Annotated in this window: 18 protein-coding genes; 2 read left to right on the plus strand and 16 right to left on the minus strand. The window is 68.7% G+C overall.

The window, feature by feature from the left end:
• Both HQ603_RS16945 and HQ603_RS16950 read right to left on the minus strand, forming a co-directional pair.
• Positions 1-193 (minus strand): hypothetical protein (locus HQ603_RS16945; protein ID WP_222685942.1); only part of this gene is annotated, 193 nt, incomplete at its 3' end.
• 406 nt (positions 194-599) lie between these two features.
• Entirely contained in the window at positions 600-1,319 is a 720-nt protein-coding gene (locus HQ603_RS16950; protein ID WP_222685943.1) for a pyridoxamine 5'-phosphate oxidase family protein, read from the minus strand.
• Between the two features lie 104 nt (positions 1,320-1,423).
• On the opposite strand from HQ603_RS16950, the gene pdxR reads away from it, so the two are divergent.
• Positions 1,424-2,830, plus strand: coding sequence for a MocR-like pyridoxine biosynthesis transcription factor PdxR (pdxR, locus tag HQ603_RS16955; RefSeq protein ID WP_222685944.1), 1,407 nt, complete (start codon positions 1,424-1,426; stop codon positions 2,828-2,830).
• A 60-nt stretch (positions 2,831-2,890) separates the two neighbouring features.
• On the opposite strand, the gene murA is transcribed toward pdxR, so the two are convergent.
• A complete protein-coding gene (gene murA, locus HQ603_RS16960; protein ID WP_222685945.1) occupies positions 2,891-4,144 on the minus strand; it encodes a UDP-N-acetylglucosamine 1-carboxyvinyltransferase in 1,254 nt (417 codons plus the stop codon).
• 38 nt (positions 4,145-4,182) lie between these two features.
• Between murA and HQ603_RS16965 the strand changes: the two genes are divergently transcribed.
• Positions 4,183-4,761, plus strand: coding sequence for a cob(I)yrinic acid a,c-diamide adenosyltransferase (locus tag HQ603_RS16965; RefSeq protein WP_222685946.1), 579 nt, complete (start codon positions 4,183-4,185; stop codon positions 4,759-4,761).
• 20 nt (positions 4,762-4,781) lie between these two features.
• Here the strand turns inward: HQ603_RS16965 and HQ603_RS16970 are convergent, their stop codons facing one another.
• From HQ603_RS16970 to prmC, 13 genes are all read right to left on the minus strand, one after another.
• Positions 4,782-5,219: a DUF2550 domain-containing protein gene (locus tag HQ603_RS16970; protein ID WP_261773994.1), complete on the minus strand. Its 438-nt coding sequence runs from the start codon at positions 5,217-5,219 to the stop codon at positions 4,782-4,784.
• Positions 5,220-5,269: 50 nt separating this feature from the next.
• Positions 5,270-5,638, minus strand: coding sequence for a F0F1 ATP synthase subunit epsilon (locus tag HQ603_RS16975; protein ID WP_222685947.1), 369 nt, complete (start codon positions 5,636-5,638; stop codon positions 5,270-5,272).
• 6 nt (positions 5,639-5,644) lie between these two features.
• The gene (gene atpD / locus HQ603_RS16980; RefSeq protein ID WP_222678587.1) at positions 5,645-7,096 is read right to left on the minus strand and encodes a F0F1 ATP synthase subunit beta; all 1,452 of its coding nucleotides are present in this window, start codon (positions 7,094-7,096) and stop codon (positions 5,645-5,647) included.
• Between the two features lie 2 nt (positions 7,097-7,098).
• Positions 7,099-8,073: a F0F1 ATP synthase subunit gamma gene (locus HQ603_RS16985; RefSeq protein ID WP_068099887.1), complete on the minus strand. Its 975-nt coding sequence runs from the start codon at positions 8,071-8,073 to the stop codon at positions 7,099-7,101.
• 36 nt (positions 8,074-8,109) lie between these two features.
• Positions 8,110-9,753 (minus strand): F0F1 ATP synthase subunit alpha, encoded by a 1,644-nt coding sequence (gene atpA / locus HQ603_RS16990; protein ID WP_222685948.1) that lies wholly within the window; start codon positions 9,751-9,753, stop codon positions 8,110-8,112.
• 116 nt (positions 9,754-9,869) lie between these two features.
• Complete coding sequence (locus HQ603_RS16995) at positions 9,870-10,688, minus strand: F0F1 ATP synthase subunit delta (protein WP_222685949.1); 819 nt, start codon at positions 10,686-10,688, stop codon at positions 9,870-9,872.
• A gap of 5 nt (positions 10,689-10,693) precedes the next feature.
• Positions 10,694-11,254, minus strand: coding sequence for a F0F1 ATP synthase subunit B (locus HQ603_RS17000; RefSeq protein ID WP_068099885.1), 561 nt, complete (start codon positions 11,252-11,254; stop codon positions 10,694-10,696).
• 5 nt (positions 11,255-11,259) lie between these two features.
• On the minus strand, positions 11,260-11,502 hold the full coding sequence (locus tag HQ603_RS17005) for an ATP synthase F0 subunit C (RefSeq protein ID WP_068099884.1): 243 nt from the start codon (positions 11,500-11,502) through the stop codon (positions 11,260-11,262).
• A gap of 82 nt (positions 11,503-11,584) precedes the next feature.
• Complete coding sequence (gene atpB, locus HQ603_RS17010; RefSeq protein WP_371831069.1) at positions 11,585-12,310, minus strand: F0F1 ATP synthase subunit A; 726 nt, start codon at positions 12,308-12,310, stop codon at positions 11,585-11,587.
• Positions 12,311-12,666: 356 nt separating this feature from the next.
• Entirely contained in the window at positions 12,667-13,107 is a 441-nt protein-coding gene (locus tag HQ603_RS17015; protein ID WP_371831068.1) for a hypothetical protein, read from the minus strand.
• Between the two features lie 10 nt (positions 13,108-13,117).
• The gene (locus HQ603_RS17020; RefSeq protein WP_308126590.1) at positions 13,118-14,353 is read right to left on the minus strand and encodes a glycosyltransferase family 4 protein; all 1,236 of its coding nucleotides are present in this window, start codon (positions 14,351-14,353) and stop codon (positions 13,118-13,120) included.
• A 6-nt stretch (positions 14,354-14,359) separates the two neighbouring features.
• Entirely contained in the window at positions 14,360-15,022 is a 663-nt protein-coding gene (locus HQ603_RS17025; RefSeq protein WP_222685952.1) for an L-threonylcarbamoyladenylate synthase, read from the minus strand.
• A gap of 91 nt (positions 15,023-15,113) precedes the next feature.
• The gene (gene prmC, locus HQ603_RS17030) at positions 15,114-15,992 is read right to left on the minus strand and encodes a peptide chain release factor N(5)-glutamine methyltransferase (RefSeq protein ID WP_222685953.1); all 879 of its coding nucleotides are present in this window, start codon (positions 15,990-15,992) and stop codon (positions 15,114-15,116) included.
• Position 15,993 lies beyond the last annotated feature (1 nt).

Here is a 15,993-nt window from a genome sequence, read left to right on the forward strand (position 1 = left end):
AGCCAGGATCAAACTCTCCGTTGAAGACTCTTATCGACCACCCAGCAGAAACCGAGCAGCCAATGAAAACTAGAGAGCCAAATCCAGCAATAAAACTCACGCCAGCACACAAAAATGTACTGACAAAGCCGATCCTCCCCCGACGGGAAGAAGGAGAAGAACCGGAACCAAAAAAATTGGCACTGACATTCATCGACACACTGTTGAGTTCTCAAAGAACACACGCACACCACCACCGACCCACCAACGTGAACCGGATCCGGGGCAACCGTTCCAGACTAACCACCACCCGACACCGCAGTCAAACCACACCGCCGGGAAGGCCTCGTACTTGATCTGGACTGTCCGCTCAGCCTACACCACGTGCAGACGAACCTTTTCTGTCCGAATCAGGCGACCCCGTACGGCCTCGTTCACCCCAGCCTCTCGGCTCCGGGTCGGCGTCCGTGTCGCTCTGACTCGACAAAAGTTACGCACCCGAACCCCACAACGCAAATCGCCTGGACACGGGTGCGTCGCGAGCCCGTCGTCGCAGGTGGGACGTATTCGGCCGTGCCACGGGCACACCGATGCACCGCTACTCGAAACTATGACGCCGGTCACGTCGGCGACGTCGGTGTCCTCGACGCGCCGGCGGCATCCAGGTCGGCGGCCGGCACCGGCGTTCCGATTCGTTCTGTCACGGGCAGGACCCCGGCCCACACACCCCCGGCGGCGATGTCCGCGTCGTCGTCGACCGGTCCGCCGGCACGGGTTTTCACCGAGGCCTCGTACAGCGGGACCGCGAGAACTCGTGTCGCTGCCAGCTCCTTGCGGGTGTTCGGCCGGAGCACGGCCGCCCTTCCGGGGACCACCTTGTCCACGACGAGTGCCAGGGCCGCGTCGCGCTCGTCGGCGTCCGACACCACCCGTGGCTTCCCCCGCACCACCGCGCTGCGGTAGTTCATCGAGTGATGGAACGCCGAGCGCGCCAACACCAGGCCGTCCACCACCGTCACGGTCACACACACGTCCCCGTCGGCGCCCAGGCTCGCGGCGGCGACGGAGCCGTGGACGTACAGCGTTCCGCCCCGGTCGGGTCCGTCCAGGTCGTAGGCGAACGCCGTGGGCACGACCAGCGGAGCACCGTGCACCGTCACCCCGAGGTGGCAGATGCGAGCCGCGTCGAGAACGTCGATCAACGCGGCCCTGTGCATCTGCGCTCGACTGCGGTTGCGCCGCAGCGTGGTTCGGTCCGTCGGGGACAGCGAGGTGGCCAGCACGTCGACATCGTCACCCGCGTTCGAGCCCGTGGTCCGAGCACCGTCGGTTGTCGTCATGGCACCAGCCTGAGGGACGAGTGGACCATCGTCACGGTCCACTTCGCTACCGTTTCACCGGACCACTCGCCGGTGCGACGCACCGACCGATCGACGGAGGCCTCATGCCCGCGACCCCGCGCGCCGTACCGGTCACCCTCGACCGGACCTCGGCGCGCCCTCTGCCGTTGCAGGTCGCCGACGCCCTCCGCCGGGCGATCGCCGATGGTGTCCTCGTCACCGGCGATCGACTTCCCTCCACCCGTGCCCTCGCCGCCGAACTGCAGGTCTCCCGCGGCGTCGCCCACCACGCGTACGACCAGCTCACCGCGGAGGGATGGATCGAGGGGCGGACCGGATCCGGAACCTTCGTGGCCGCCGCGATACCCGCGGTCCCGCGAACCGCTCCCGCCCCCGCGACGACCCCGATCGAGGACGACGGCCGCGCCGACCTCGTACTCCGACCCGGCATTCCCTGGACACCACCTCGCCCGAGCGCAGCGTGGCGGCGTGCGTGGCGTATCGCGGGCGCCGAACCCGCACCGCACGACTACCCGGATCCGGCGGGCCCTCTCGCCCTTCGACGCAGCGTGTGTGCGCTGCTCGCTCGCGCGCGGGGCATGACCGTCGACCCGGGACGGGTGGTCGTCACCACGGGTGCCGTGCACGGTCTGACCCTGGCCCTGGCCGCGCTGCGCACTCTCGGTGCGGACTCGAAACCCGTTCTCGCCATGGAGGATCCGGGCTATCGCGTGGCGGCGACGGCCGCCACGGCGGTCGGGTGGGGCGTACACGACTTCCCCGTGGACCGGGGCGGCGTCGTGGTCGACGCCCTGCGATCCGCTCCGGACTCGACGCGCGCGGTGTACGTGACGCCGTCCCACCAGTACCCGACCGGGGGCACCCTCGACGGTGGACGCCGCGCCGCCCTCGTCGCGTACGCGCGCGACACCGACACCGTCGTGATCGAGGACGACTACGACTCCGAGTACCGCTACGACGTCGCACCCCTCCCGGCCCTGGCCCATCTGGACGCGGACCGGGTCGTCTATCTCGGCACCATCGCCAAGACCCTCGGCGCCGGCGTCCGGCTCGGCTGGATGGTGCTACCCGCGCAGCTGGTCGAGCCGGTGCTCCGCCACCGGTCGGCCGTCGGCGACTTCCCGTCGACACCCCTCTGCACGGCGACGACGTCGTTGCTCGACGACGGCGAATGGGACCGACTGGTGCGCGCAGCCCGGCGCCGATATCGGAATCGTGATGCGGTGGTGAGGGATTCGCTGTCGGAGTTCGGCGAGCTCCGTGGCTCGGGCGCAGGCATGCACACCACGCTCGTCCTCGCACCCGGGCGGGCCGACGCCGTCGCCCGCGCCGCCGCGACCCGCGGTGTCACGGTTCCGACGATCGCGGAGTCCGCTCGATCGCACCCCGATCCGGGCGGTCTGGTGATCGGCTACGGACGCCTCTCCGACGTGGAACTTCGCACGGCGCTCGACGTCGTGGCGGACGAACTCCGACGCCACCGCGACTGACGCGCGGCCGAGACCTGCCACCGCGACCGACACGCAGCCGAGTACTCACGCGGCCGAGTACTACTGCACGCGCTCGATGTCCCCGCCGAGGGCCTGCAGCTGCTCGACGAAGCGCGGATAGCCGCGGTCGATGTGGTAGACGTCGTGCACCTCGGTCGTCCCGTCGGCGACCAGGCCCGCGAGCACCAAGCCCGCCCCGGCACGGATGTCCGACGACCACACGGGGGCGCTCGACAACCGCGGCACCCCGCGGACCACGGCGTGGTGACCGTCGGTCCGGGCGTCGGCGCCCAACCGGATCATCTCCTCCACGAACCGGAATCGCGCCTCGAAGACGTTCTCGGTGATCATCGACGTTCCGTTGGCGACCGAGGCGAGGCCGATGGCCATCGGCTGCAGGTCGGTCGGGAAGCCGGGGAACGGCAGCGTCGCGAAGTTCACCGCGACGGGCCGCTCGGGCTGACGGACGCGGAACCCGTCGGGCAGCAGGTCGACCTCGGCACCCGCCGCGCCGAGCTTGGTCAGCACCAGCGTCAGATGCTTCGGGTTCACCCCCCGCACCGTGACGTCGCCACGCGTCATCGACGCGGCGATCCCCCAGGTCGCCGCGACGATGCGGTCGCCGATCACCCGATGCTCGGTGGGGTGCAACCGCTCGACGCCCTGAATGGTCAACGTCGACGAGCCGGCGCCGGCCACCTTCGCGCCCATCTTGTTCAGCATCGCGCAGAGGTCGGCGATGTCGGGCTCGCGGGCGGCGTTGTCGATGACGGTCTCCCCCTCGGCCAGGACGGCCGCCATGAGGATGTTCTCGGTGGCGCCGACGGACGGGAAGGCGAGCCGAATGGTGGCGCCGTGCAGCTTCTCCGCGGTCGCGACGACGCACCCGTGCTCGATCTCGCTGTGGGCACCGAGCAGACGCAGGCCCGACTGGTGCATGTCGAGCGGCCGCGACCCGATGGCGTCGCCACCCGGCAGCGCGACGACCGCACGCCGGCAGCGCGCGACGAGCGGGCCGAGCACGCACACCGAGGCACGGAACTGACGCACGGCGGCGAAGTCGGCGTGATACTTCGGCTCGGCCGGCGTGGTGATGCGGACGGTGTCCTCGACCAGCTCGACCTCGCATCCCAGCCCGCGCAGCACGTCGGCCATGAGCGGAACGTCGAGAATGTCGGGGCAGTTCGCGATGGTGGTGGTTCCCTCGGCGAGCAGCGCGGCGGCCATCAGCTTGAGCACGCTGTTCTTCGCGCCGCCGACGGAGACCTCACCGGACAGGCGGCTACCGCCGGTCACCAGGAAACGTTCGCTCACGACCACCAAGACTAGAGGCACCACAGTAGGGTCGAGAAATGGCGGTTCATCTGACCTCGATCTACACCCGGACGGGTGACGACGGCACCACCGGCCTGAGCAATTTCGAGCGCGTCGGCAAGAACGACCCGCGGGTGGTGGCGTACGCGGACTGCGACGAACTCAACGCCGCCCTGGGGCTCGTCCTCGCTCTCGGCGCGCCGCCGGAGCACCTGATCCCCGTGCTCGGTCGCATCCAGAACGATCTGTTCGACGTCGGCGCGGACCTGGCGACGCCGGTCGAGGAGAACCCGAAGCACCCGCCGCTGCGGGTGACGCAGGACTACGTGGACCGCCTCGAACGGTGGTGCGACGAGTACAACGCCACGCTCGCGCCGCTGCGATCGTTCGTGCTGCCGGGCGGCACGGCGGCATCGGCGCTGCTGCATCACGCGCGCACCGTGACCCGTCGGGCCGAGCGGGCCGCGTGGGCCGCGGTGGAGGCGTTCCCAGACGTCACCAACAAGCTGCCCGCGCTGTATCTGAATCGGCTGTCGGACCTGTTGTTCGTGCTCGGGCGGATCACCAACCCGGACGGCGACGTGTTGTGGCGGCCGGGCGGGGACGATCGAGGCTAAGACTCGAGTGGACCGGGCGCTCAGCGGGCTCCGCCGGCGCCGGGGCGCGGGCGTCGGGAGCGGCCGGACGGTCGGGACTCCACCCACGAGGTGAAGGCGGTGAACGCACCGCGGTCGAACGCCACCTCATAGCGTCGATCGGCGTCGAAGAGTTCGACGATCGCGATGTCCTCGGTCATGATGTCGAACTCCGACTCCTCGGGTCGACGCCGCTCGCCGAGGTCGAGTGTCTGTCGCACCATGCGCCGATCGGGGCCGGGCCGCAGGCTGGACAGCTTGTAGAACACCAACACGTTCTCGCCGTAGCGAAAGATGCCGTGACGCCAACCGGCGCCGGGGCCGGCCGGCAACGACCGGAGAATCACGGCGGTGCCGCCGCGGCGCAGGGTGATCAGGCGATACAGAAAAGCCGCGGCGAGCCCGGCGAGAACGACCACCAGAACGACAAGCACTGTCATCCAGATCGTCATCATCACCGGGCCCGCCGCGGCTTCTGCTCTGCCGTGACCTAGGCCCGCTCGACGGCGCGGACGCGTCCGCGTGCGATCGCGAGCGCCTCCTCGTCCTCGGAGCCCTCGGCCAGAACCGATTTGGCGGCCTCCACGTCGATGTCCTCGGCGAACTCCGCGGACTCGGCGAGAATGGTCACCGTCTTCCCCGTCACGGAGAGGAACCCTCCGTGGACGGCCGCGACGCGACGCTCACCGTCGGTCGTCGTGATGGCCACGGTGCCGCCCTCGATCAGCTGGCCGAGCACCGGCTCGTGGCCGGCCATGATGCCGATCTCTCCCTCGGTGGTCTGGGCGCTGACCAGCGTGGCCGTTCCCGACCACAGCCGTTCCTCGACCGCGACCAGTTCGACGTCCATCTCAGCCATGTCGGACTACTTCCCGGAGATCTTCTTGGCTGCGGCCTCGACGTCGTCGAGTCCACCGCAGCTGTTGAACGCCTGCTCGGGCAGGTGGTCGTACTCGCCCTTGGTGACCTTGTCGAACGCCTCGATGGTGTCGGACAGGGGCACGACCGATCCCTCCTCGCCGGTGAACTTCTCGGCGACGATGAAGTTCTGGCCGAGGAACTTCTCCAGACGACGGGCACGGGAGACCGTGACCTTGTCCTCCTCGGAGAGCTCGTCCATACCGAGGATGGCGATGATGTCCTGCAGCTCCTTGTACTTCTGCAGGATGCGCTTGACCTCGTTGGCGACGCGGAAGTGCTCGTCACCGACGATCGACGCCTCCAGGATGCGCGAGGTCGACGTCAGCGGGTCCACAGCCGGGTAGATGCCCTTCTGCGAAATCGGACGCGAGAGCTCGGTGGTGGCATCGAGGTGCGCGAAGGTCGTGGCCGGCGCCGGGTCGGTGTAGTCGTCGGCGGGCACGTAGATCGCCTGCAGCGAGGTGATCGAGCGGCCACGGGTCGAGGTGATGCGCTCCTGGAGCTCGCCCATCTCGTCGGCCAGCGTGGGCTGGTAGCCCACCGCGGACGGCATGCGGCCGAGCAGGGTGGAGACCTCGGAACCGGCCTGCGTGAACCGGAAGATGTTGTCGATGAAGAGCAACACGTCCTGGTTCTGCACGTCGCGGAAGTACTCGGCCATCGTCAGGGCCGAGAGGGCGACGCGCATACGCGTGCCCGGCGGCTCGTCCATCTGACCGAACACCAGGGCGGTGTCCTGCAGAACGCCCATCTCCTCCATCTCGAGGTGGAGGTCGGTGCCCTCACGGGTGCGCTCGCCGACGCCGGCGAACACGGACGTGCCGGAGAACTCGCGGGCGATACGCGTGATCATCTCCTGGATGAGCACGGTCTTGCCCACGCCGGCGCCGCCGAACAGGCCGATCTTGCCGCCCTTCACGTACGGGGTCAGCAGGTCGATGACCTTGATGCCGGTCTCGAGGATCTCGGTCTTGCCCTCGAGCTGGTCGAAGGCCGGGGGCTTGCGGTGGATGCCCCACTGCTCGCCGTCGCGGCCGAGGCCGGGCGAGTCGAGGCAGTCGCCGAGCGCGTTGAAGACGTGGCCCTTGACCACGTCGCCCACGGGCACGGAGATCGGCTTGCCGGTGTCGCTCACCGGAGTGCCGCGGACCAGGCCGTCGGTCGGCTGCATGGAGATGGTGCGCACCAGGTTGTCACCGAGGTGCTGGGCGACCTCGAGCGTCAGCGTCTTGGCGACGGCCGACAGCTCGATCTCCGCGTGCAGAGCGTTGAACAGCTCGGGGATGGAGCCACGGGGGAACTCGATGTCGACGACGGGACCGATGACGCGCACGACGCGCCCGTTCTCGGACTTCGCGGCGCCGGTACCCGTGTTATCGGTTACTGCTGCGGTCATGTTCAGTCTCTTCCTGAGCTCGCTGCAAGCGCGTCGACGCCGCCGACGATCTCGCTGATTTCCTGGGTGATCTGGGCCTGGCGCGCCTGGTTGGCCTGACGGGACAGGGCGTTGACCAGATCGTTGGCGTTGTCCGTCGCGGCCTTCATCGCGGTACGACGGGCGGCCGACTCGGAGGCTGCCGCGTCGAGCAGTGCGGCGTAGATGCGGGTGCTGACGTACTTGGGCAGCAACGCCGACAACAGCGTGTCCGCCTCCGGCTCGAAGTCGTACTGCGCGGTGACCTCGGTGGACGGCTTGGAGTCGGTGAGCATGTCGGCGCCGAGCTCGATCTCCTCGTCGTCGTAGTCCACCTCCAACGGGGCCATCCGTCGCACGGTCGGCTTGAGCGAGAGCATCGAGACGAACGTGGTGAACACGATGTGCAGCTCGTCGACACCCTCGACGGTGCCCTCACCGTTGGGGGCCTCGATCTCGTTACCCGACCCGGCCATGAACAGTTCGACGAGGTGCTTGGCGGCCTTCGCCGCGTCGGCGTACGTCGGCTGCTGCGAGAACCCGGTCCAGGCGCCCTTCACGTCCCGATCACGGAACGTGTAGTACGTCAGGCCCTTGCGTCCGAGGACGTAGATGACCGGTTCCTTGCCCTCGGACTTCAGCAGCTGCTGCAGTTCCTCGGCCTCGCGCAGGATGTTCGAGTTGTAGCCGCCGCACTGACCCGAGTCACTGGTGACCACCAGCACCGCGGCCCGCTTGGGCTCGGGGCGCTCGGTGAGCAACGGGTGATCGAGCGAGCCGGATGCGCTCGCCAGAGCCGAGAGCACCTTGGTGATCTCGGTGGCGTACGGCTTGGACGCCTCCACGCGGGCCTGCGCCTTGGTGATGCGCGAGGTCGCGATCAGTTCCTGCGCCTTGGTGATCTTCTTGATCGAGTTCGTCGACCTGATCCGGGAGCGGAGCTCACGAATGCTGGGCACGGTTCACCTCACTCCCTGCTCGTCGCGGACCGATCATCACTTACCGACGGTCTTGCGCGTGACGGTGACCTTCTCCTGGTCGACCTCGTCCTTGTCGAGCGCCTCGGCCTCGGCCTCGTTGACGATGCGCTCGCCCGAGGAGGTGAGGAAGCCCTGCTTGAACTCGTCGGTCGCCTTCTTGATCGACTCGGCCGCGTCGTCCTTCAGCACCCCGCCGCCGGCGATGGAATCGAAGGCGTCCGAGGCGTTGCGGTGCAGGTCCTCGAGCAGCTCACGGTTGAAGCGACGCACGTCGTCGACCGGAACGGTGTCGTAGTACCCGGCGTCGACGAGGTAGATCGAGACGATCTGGTCCTCGACGGACACGGGGGTGTACTGGTCCTGCTTGAGCAGCTCCACCCAGCGGGCACCGCGCTCGAGCTGCGCCTTGGACGCCGCGTCGAGGTCGGAGGCGAAGGCGGAGAACGCCTCGAGCTCACGGAACTGCGCCATCTCCAGACGAAGCGAACCGGCGACCTTCTTCAGACCCTTCGTCTGCGCCGCACCACCCACGCGGGACACCGAGGTACCGACGTTGATGGCGGGACGGACACCCTTGTTGAAGAGGTCCGACTCGAGGAACACCTGACCGTCGGTGATGGAGATGACGTTGGTCGGGATGAACGCCGAGATGTCGTTGGCCTTGGTCTCGATGAGGGGCAGGCCCGTCATCGATCCGCCGCCGAGCTCGTCGGACAGCTTGGCGCACCGCTCGAGCAGACGGGAGTGCAGGTAGAACACGTCACCCGGGTACGCCTCGCGGCCCGGCGGGCGACGCAGCAGCAGCGAGATGGTGCGGTAGGCCTCGGCCTGCTTGGTGAGGTCGTCGAACACGATGAGGACGTGCTTGCCCTGGTACATCCAGTGCTGGCCGAGGGCCGAGCCGGTGTAGGGGGCGAGCCACTTGAAGCCGGCGGAGTCGGAGGCCGGAGCCGCGACGATGGTGGTGTACTCCATGGCGCCGTGCTCGTCCAGAGCGGTCTTCACACCGGCGATGGTGGAGCCCTTCTGACCGATCGCGACGTAGATGCAGCGCACCTGCTTGTCGGGATCGCCGGTCTCCCAGTTCTTCTTCTGGTTGATGATCGCGTCGACGCAGACCGCGGTCTTGCCGGTCTTGCGGTCACCGATCACCAGCTGGCGCTGACCGCGGCCGATGGCGGTGAGGGCGTCGATGGCGGTGATGCCGGTGGCGAGGGGCTCCTCCACGGGCTGGCGCTCGAGCACCGAGGCAGCCTGCAGTTCGAGCACACGCTGCTCGTCGGACTCGATCTCGCCGAGACCGTCGATCGGCTTGCCGAGGGGATCGATGACGCGGCCCAGGAAGTTGTCGCCGACCGGGACGGACAGAACCTCTCCGGTGCGCTTGACCTCCTGGCCCTCCTCGATGTTCTCGTAGTCGCCGAGGATGACGGCGCCGATCTCGCGATCGTCGAGGTTCAGCGCGACGCCGAGGACGCCGCCGGGAAACTCGAGGAGCTCGTTCGACATCGCGGACGGAAGCCCGGTCACGTGGGCGATGCCGTCGGACGTGTCCGACACCAGACCGACCTCTTCACGAGAGGACTCCGGTGCGTAGTTCGCGGTGTAGCTCTCGATTGCGCTACGGATCTCGTCGGAGGAGATCGTCAACTCCGCCATGTTTTCCTGCTCTCACTGTCTGTGGCCTCGGTACGCCGGCCGCCCTGGGCCGAATCACCGAAACGTGGGTGGGGACAAACTCTGGTCGTGCCTGCCGGTCGGGTGCGTGAACCGGGTTACTTGAGCGACTTGCGCAGCTGCGCGAGACGCCCCGCACCACTGCCGTCGATCACCTCGTCACCGACGCGAACGACGAGACCGCTCAGCAGGTCGCGATCGACTTCCACGTGAACGGTCACGGACTTGCCGTAGATACCTTCCAGCGTAGACGTGAGGCGGTCGACCTGATCGGTGCTCAACTCGGTGCTACTGCGGACGTATGCGACTTCCTTGTTCCGCCGGGTCGCCGCCAGCGCGGACAACTCGCCGAACACCTCGGCCGGAGCCTCGGTCAGTCGTCCGACGGCCTGCACGGCGAGAGCCTCGGTGATGGCCGTGACCTTGCCGTACAGCAGCGTCTTCAGCAGCTGTCCGGACGCCTCGGCCGGCTTGGTGCGATCCGACAGCGCCTGCTCCAGAGCGGAATCGCCGGCGATGATGCGCCCGAGCCGGAACAACTCGTCCTCGACGGTGCCCAGCTGATCCTGGTCCTCCGCCGCGCGAAGCAGCGCTTCGCGGCCCAGCAGTACGAGCGAGTCGGTGAGGTCACGCGCCGAGGACCAGTTCTGCGCGACCGCGGCCTTCACCGTCTCGACCGCTTCCGTTCCGACCTTGCCGTCGAACAGTCGCTCGGCGAGCTGTCGACGGGAATCGGCGGACGCGGAGGCGTCGGCGAGAGCCGACCGGAGCGGACGCTGGGCGTCGAGCACCCGGACGACCGCGAAGAGGTCGGATCCGGCCCCGGCCGCGGCGGACGTGGAGTCCGACGCGGAATCGAGACCGCGGGTCAGAGCGGTGCGGGCCTCGGCGAGAGCCTCACGACTCGCTGCGTACATGGTGTTCACTTCCCGCTGGTGGACTTTGCGCCGACAGAATCGAGTTCGTCGAGGAACCGATCGATCGTTCCGGCGCGCTTGACGTCGTCGGACAGCTGCTCACCGATGACCTTCTCGGCGAGCTCGACGGCGGTGCGGCCGAGTTCCGAGCGCAGTTCGGTGACGATCTGCTGACGCTGCGCGGCGAGCTGCTGGTGACCGGAGGCCACGATGCGATCGCTCTCCGCCTGCGCACTGGTCTTCATCTCCGCGAGGATCTGCTGACCCTGGGTGCGTGCGTCTTCACGGATCTTGGCGGCCTCCTGGCGAGCGTCGGCCAGCTGGGCGCGGTACTGCTCGAGCGCCTGCTTCGCCTCGGCCTGTGCCTCTTCGGCGCGCTTGATCCCGCCTTCGATCTTCTCGGACCGCTCCGACAGCACCGTCTGGAACCGCGGAAGCACGAACTTCCAGAAGAAGAAGCCGATGACGGCGATGCAGACCGCAGACCAGACGATGTCGTACGTCGCGGGGAGAAGAGGATTGACGTCCTCTCCCCCTTCCGCTGCGAGGACTGCGAATGTCGACATGGCGATCAGAAAATGAAGCCGGCGACGAGGCCGATCAGCGCCAGGGCCTCGGTGAACGCGATACCGAGGAACATGTTGGTCCGGATCTGGCCGGCGAGCTCGGGCTGACGGGCGATGCCCTCGATGGCCTTACCGACCACGATGCCCACGCCGATGCCGGGGCCGATGGCCGCGAGGCCGTAGCCGATGGCGCCGTAGCCGCCGCCGGTGATTTCCTGAGCTTCCTGCGCCAGGTAGGTGAGGCTCATGATGATTGGTTCCCTTTCTGTTGCCCACGACCGGACGGCAGCGGGTCAGGTTGTTACCGGTGGCTCGTCGAGCCGGGGTGGGTCAGTGCGAGTCGGCGTGCAGCGCGAGGTCGATGTAGACCGCGGTGAGCAGCGCGAACACGTAGGCCTGCAGGAAGATGACCAGCATCTCGAACAGGGTGAAGCCGAAGCCGGCGACCAGGGAGAAGATGCCGAACACCTTCATGCCGGTCGCGGCCTCGAAGAAGAAGAACTGCGTCGCGCTGAAGAACAGCACCAGCATGATGTGACCGGCCAGCATGTTGGCCATGAGACGCACGGTCAGCGTGAAGGGCCGCAGGATGAACGTCGAGACGAACTCGATCGGGATCAGCAGGAAGTGCAGCGGCAGCGGCACGCCGGGCACGACGATGCTGCTCTTCACGTACTTGAAGAAGCCGTACTTCTTGATGCCCACGTAGTTGAAGACGATGTACGCGATCGCGGCCAACACGATCGGCATGCCGATGCGCGCGTTCGACGAGATGTTGATGAACGGGATGATGCCCGAGAAGTTCAGGAACAACACCGCGAAGAAGATGGTCGCGAGCACCGGGAGGAAGCGACGCCCCTGCTCCTTGCCGAGAACCTCGTCCGCGATCTGGTCCTTCACGAAGCCCAGCGCGAGCTCGCCGACGTTCTGGATGCCGCGCGGCACGATCTTGGGGCTGCGCATGGCGAGGAAGAAGAACGCGAGCAGGACGACCGTCATGACGATGCGCACGAGCATCAAGCGGTCGAGCTCGAACGGAGTGCCCTCGAACAGGATGGCCGGTGGGAAAAAGTCGGACAGTGACGGCGGATGGAACTCCGCGGCCAAGTTGGTGACGCTCAGCGGTCTCTCCCGTGGTCGGCCGCGTGCGTGGTACCCACGCGGTTCGATCGGACAAAGGGGCGGTCGGGCGGTGCGGTCGAGCGATCCTTCGGCGTGCCGGTCCACATTCTCACACGAGGTGTGGGCCGCGACACGTCCGCAGTGACGCCGATCACCGCGGGGGCGATCCCGTCGCGACGATTGTCCGTTACGTCGGGTAAGCCCACGCTCGGTGGGAACTTTATCAACACAATCGACCTCATCGCGCCGGGGGTCGTTCCCGTACCGGGACCCTACTACAGAAAGTCGTACTACTTGTCGTCCGAGGACGGGGTATCGACGTAGGGAGCGCGCTGACGCAGAACGCCCACCGTCTCCGCACCGAGCACGATGAGCAGCGACGCCAGCAGCACCAGGCCCAGCGCCGGCCGCGAGTAGAAGTCCATGCCGCGCAGGATGCCCAGGACGACGATCGCCACCAGCATCTTCGCCAACCACCCACCGAGCAGAACGGCCCCCACCGTCGTCGGCGGCAAGTTGGCCGACCACAGGACCGACGCCGCGGTCGCCAGGATGAACACCCCACCCACGGCCGATCCGATCAACGCGCCCCACAGCCCCGCCGTTCCGGCGACGAGGTAGGCGACGATCGCGGACACCACGGCGAGCACCACCAGCGCGATCACGCCGTAGCGGACGGCCGAACGCAACGGGGCGGTCGACGACGGAACGGGCGCAGGCGAGAAGGTCACGCCCCGCAGGTTACCGGCCGCGCCGACCGCGACCCCCCGGTCGGCGTGCACTCGACCGGCCCGGTCGGTCCGGCCCCCGGATCGACGGCACGGCCGTCACCACGAGCGCGAAGACCAACCCCCCGGCGAACAGCAGCACGACGACACGACGGTCCACCAGCGCCGCACCGACCGCCCCGAAGGCCAGGACCCCGACCCACAGGTAGATCAGCAGAACCACGCGGCGGTGCGAATGGCCGATCTGGAGGAGCCGGTGGTGCAGGTGCATCTTGTCGGGACTGAACGGGCTGCGCCCGGCGCGGGTGCGGCGCACGATGGCCAACAGCAGGTCGAGGATCGGGATGAACATCACCGCGCCGACCAGCAGCAGCGGCGAGAGCAGACCGAGCAGGTCGCGCGTGCCGTACAGGCTGGGGCTGATGCGACCGGAGGCGCTGGTCGCCACCGCGGCGAGCATGAGACCGATGACCATCGATCCGGAGTCGCCCATGAAGATGCGGGCGGGCTGGAAGTTGTGCGGCAGGAACCCCAGACACGCGCCGGCGAGGGCGGCCGCGATCATCGCCGGCGGGTAGGCACTGACGTCGCCGCCCTGCTCGTGCAGCAGGCCGACGGAGAACAGGCAGATCGCCACCGCGGCGATCGCGCCGACGCCGGCGGCCAGCCCGTCCAGCCCGTCGACGAAGTTCAGCGCGTTGATCATCACGACGGCGATCAGCACGGTCACCAGTCCGGCCTGCAACTGGTCGAGCACGAGGGTCGATCCCCCGCCCCACGGCAGGTAGAGGACCTGCCAGCTGACCCCCATGAGGACGAGCACGCCGGCCGCGGTGACCTGACCGGCGAACTTGGTGAGCGCGTCGAGACCCCACCGATCGTCGACCATGCCGACCACCATGAGGATGACCCCCGACACCAGCGCGGCCTGGACGTCGGAAGTGAACTCGAATCCCCGCGTCAGCGCCGGGAGCGTCTGAGCGAACGACAGCGCGACGAGCAGGCCCAGGTAGATACCGATGCCGCCCCACCGCGGAGTCGGCCGCACGTGCACGTCCCGCTCCCGCGGAATAGCGACCGCCCCCACGCGCAGGGCGATCGCACGGACCACCCCCGTGACCAGGAAGGTCACGACGGCGGCCGTCAGCAGCACCAGCAGGAGTTCGCGGATGGGAACGCCCGCTCCCCCGCCGCCGCCCTGCGCCAGAACCAGCGCGGTTCCCGGACGTGCCGCGGGGTCGAGATCGATCACCGGTCAGGCGCTTCCGGCGACCAAGGACTCCGGTGCGACGCCGAGCACGTCGGCGATGTCGGAGGTGGCCACCGCACCGACGCGGAGGATGCGCGGGCTGTCCCCGGTGAGGTCGACGATGGTCGACGCGAGGGCGTGCTCGGCCGGGCCGCCGTCGAGATAGACCGCGGCGGAGTCCCCGAGCTGCAGCTGCGCGTCGGCGGCCGTGACGGCCGGCGGGCGACCGGAGACGTTGGCGCTCGAGACGGCCAACGGGCCGACCTCGCGCAGGAGTTCGATCGCCACGGGATGCAGCGGCATCCGCAGCATGACCGTCCCGCGCGCGTCACCGAGATCCCACGCCAACGACGGCGCCTGGTGCACGACGAGGCTGAGGGCACCCGGCCAGAACGCGCGGATGAGCTCCCGCGCCGCCTGCGGGACCCCGAGCACCAGCCCGTCGATGGTGTGCCAGGAACCCACCAGCACGGGCACCGGCATGTCGCGGCCGCGCCCCTTGGCGCGCAGCAGTTCCGCGACGGCGGAGCTGTCGAACGCGTCGGCGGCGATGCCGTAGACGGTGTCGGTGGGCATCACGACCAGGCGACCGGAGGACAGGGCGCGCCGTGCGGCGTCGAGTCCGGCCGCGCGGGACGCGGTGTCGGAGCAGTCGTAGACGGTGGGCACCCGGCCATCTTGCCACCCGCGGCTCACCGCACCGCAGGGGTCACTGCACCGCAGGGGTCACTGGGCGGCAGGGGTCACTGGGCGGCAGGGGTCACTGGGCGGCGCGGGTCACCCGGGACGCGGAGACGAACCGCGGACGGCCGGCGAGGTCGCGATGCGCGACGACGTCACCGAACACCGACCGACGACGGACGAGCGCCACGACGCCGTCGGCGTGGGAGTCGTCGTGCTCGATCGCGAGGTGCCCGCCGACGCGCACCCATCGCGCGATCGACCCGAGCATCGGCTCGATGACGGCCAGCCCGTCGGGGCCGCCGAACAGCGCGGCGTGCGGATCGTGTTCGCGCACTTCGGGTTCGAGCTCGGCGTCGTCCGGGACGTACGGCGGGTTGGCGACGACGAGGTCGACTCCGCCGTCGAGGTGGGGCAGCAGAGTGCGGTCGGTGACGTCACCGTGGTGCAGTCGCACCGGGGTGTCACCGAGGTCCGCGCGACGGTCGACGTTGCGACGCGCCCAGGCCAGGGCCGCCGGGTCCTTCTCGACGGCGTGGACGGCGGCGTCGGGGCGCGCCGCGGCGATGGCGAGGGCGAGCGCGCCACTGCCGGTACACAGGTCCAGCACGACGGGGCGCGGGCGGCCGTCCAGAACCCGCAGCGCGTACTCGAGCAGATGTTCCGTCTCGGGCCGAGGGGTGAACACCCCGGGACCGACCAGGACCTCGACGGGCCCGAACGCTGCGCTACCGACGATGTGCTGCAACGGAATTCGCTCGGCACGGCGGGCCACCAGGGCACGGAACCGCTCCGCCGTCCCGGGGTCGACCAGCGGGGTCAGCCCCAGCCGCCCGCGCGGGGTGTCCAGCACGTGGGCCGCGAGGAGCTCGGCGTCGACCCCGGGGCTCGACACCCCGGCTTCGGCGAGCACGCGGGTGGCCTCGACGATGGCGAGCCGGAGGGGAACGCGCTCCACG

The sequence above is a fragment of the Rhodococcoides corynebacterioides genome (genome assembly GCF_019834675.1).
Lineage (GTDB): Bacteria > Actinomycetota > Actinomycetes > Mycobacteriales > Mycobacteriaceae > Rhodococcoides > Rhodococcoides corynebacterioides_A.

What these genes read in the sequence shown, in the direction of transcription:
- atpA (WP_222685948.1), bottom strand. Translation starts at nt 9,753, where the DNA reads ATGGCGGAGTTGACGATCTCCTCCGACGAGATCCGTAGCGCAATCGAG.
- HQ603_RS16995 (WP_222685949.1), bottom strand. Translation starts at nt 10,688, where the DNA reads ATGTACGCAGCGAGTCGTGAGGCTCTCGCCGAGGCCCGCACCGCTCTG.
- HQ603_RS17005 (WP_068099884.1), bottom strand. Translation starts at nt 11,502, where the DNA reads ATGAGCCTCACCTACCTGGCGCAGGAAGCTCAGGAAATCACCGGCGGC.
- HQ603_RS16950 (WP_222685943.1), bottom strand. Translation starts at nt 1,319, where the DNA reads ATGACGACAACCGACGGTGCTCGGACCACGGGCTCGAACGCGGGTGAC.
- HQ603_RS16975 (WP_222685947.1), bottom strand. Translation starts at nt 5,638, where the DNA reads ATGGCTGAGATGGACGTCGAACTGGTCGCGGTCGAGGAACGGCTGTGG.
- pdxR (WP_222685944.1), top strand. Translation starts at nt 1,424, where the DNA reads ATGCCCGCGACCCCGCGCGCCGTACCGGTCACCCTCGACCGGACCTCG.
- HQ603_RS17000 (WP_068099885.1), bottom strand. Translation starts at nt 11,254, where the DNA reads ATGTCGACATTCGCAGTCCTCGCAGCGGAAGGGGGAGAGGACGTCAAT.
- HQ603_RS16965 (WP_222685946.1), top strand. Translation starts at nt 4,183, where the DNA reads ATGGCGGTTCATCTGACCTCGATCTACACCCGGACGGGTGACGACGGC.
- HQ603_RS16970 (WP_261773994.1), bottom strand. Translation starts at nt 5,219, where the DNA reads ATGACAGTGCTTGTCGTTCTGGTGGTCGTTCTCGCCGGGCTCGCCGCG.
- atpD (WP_222678587.1), bottom strand. Translation starts at nt 7,096, where the DNA reads ATGACCGCAGCAGTAACCGATAACACGGGTACCGGCGCCGCGAAGTCC.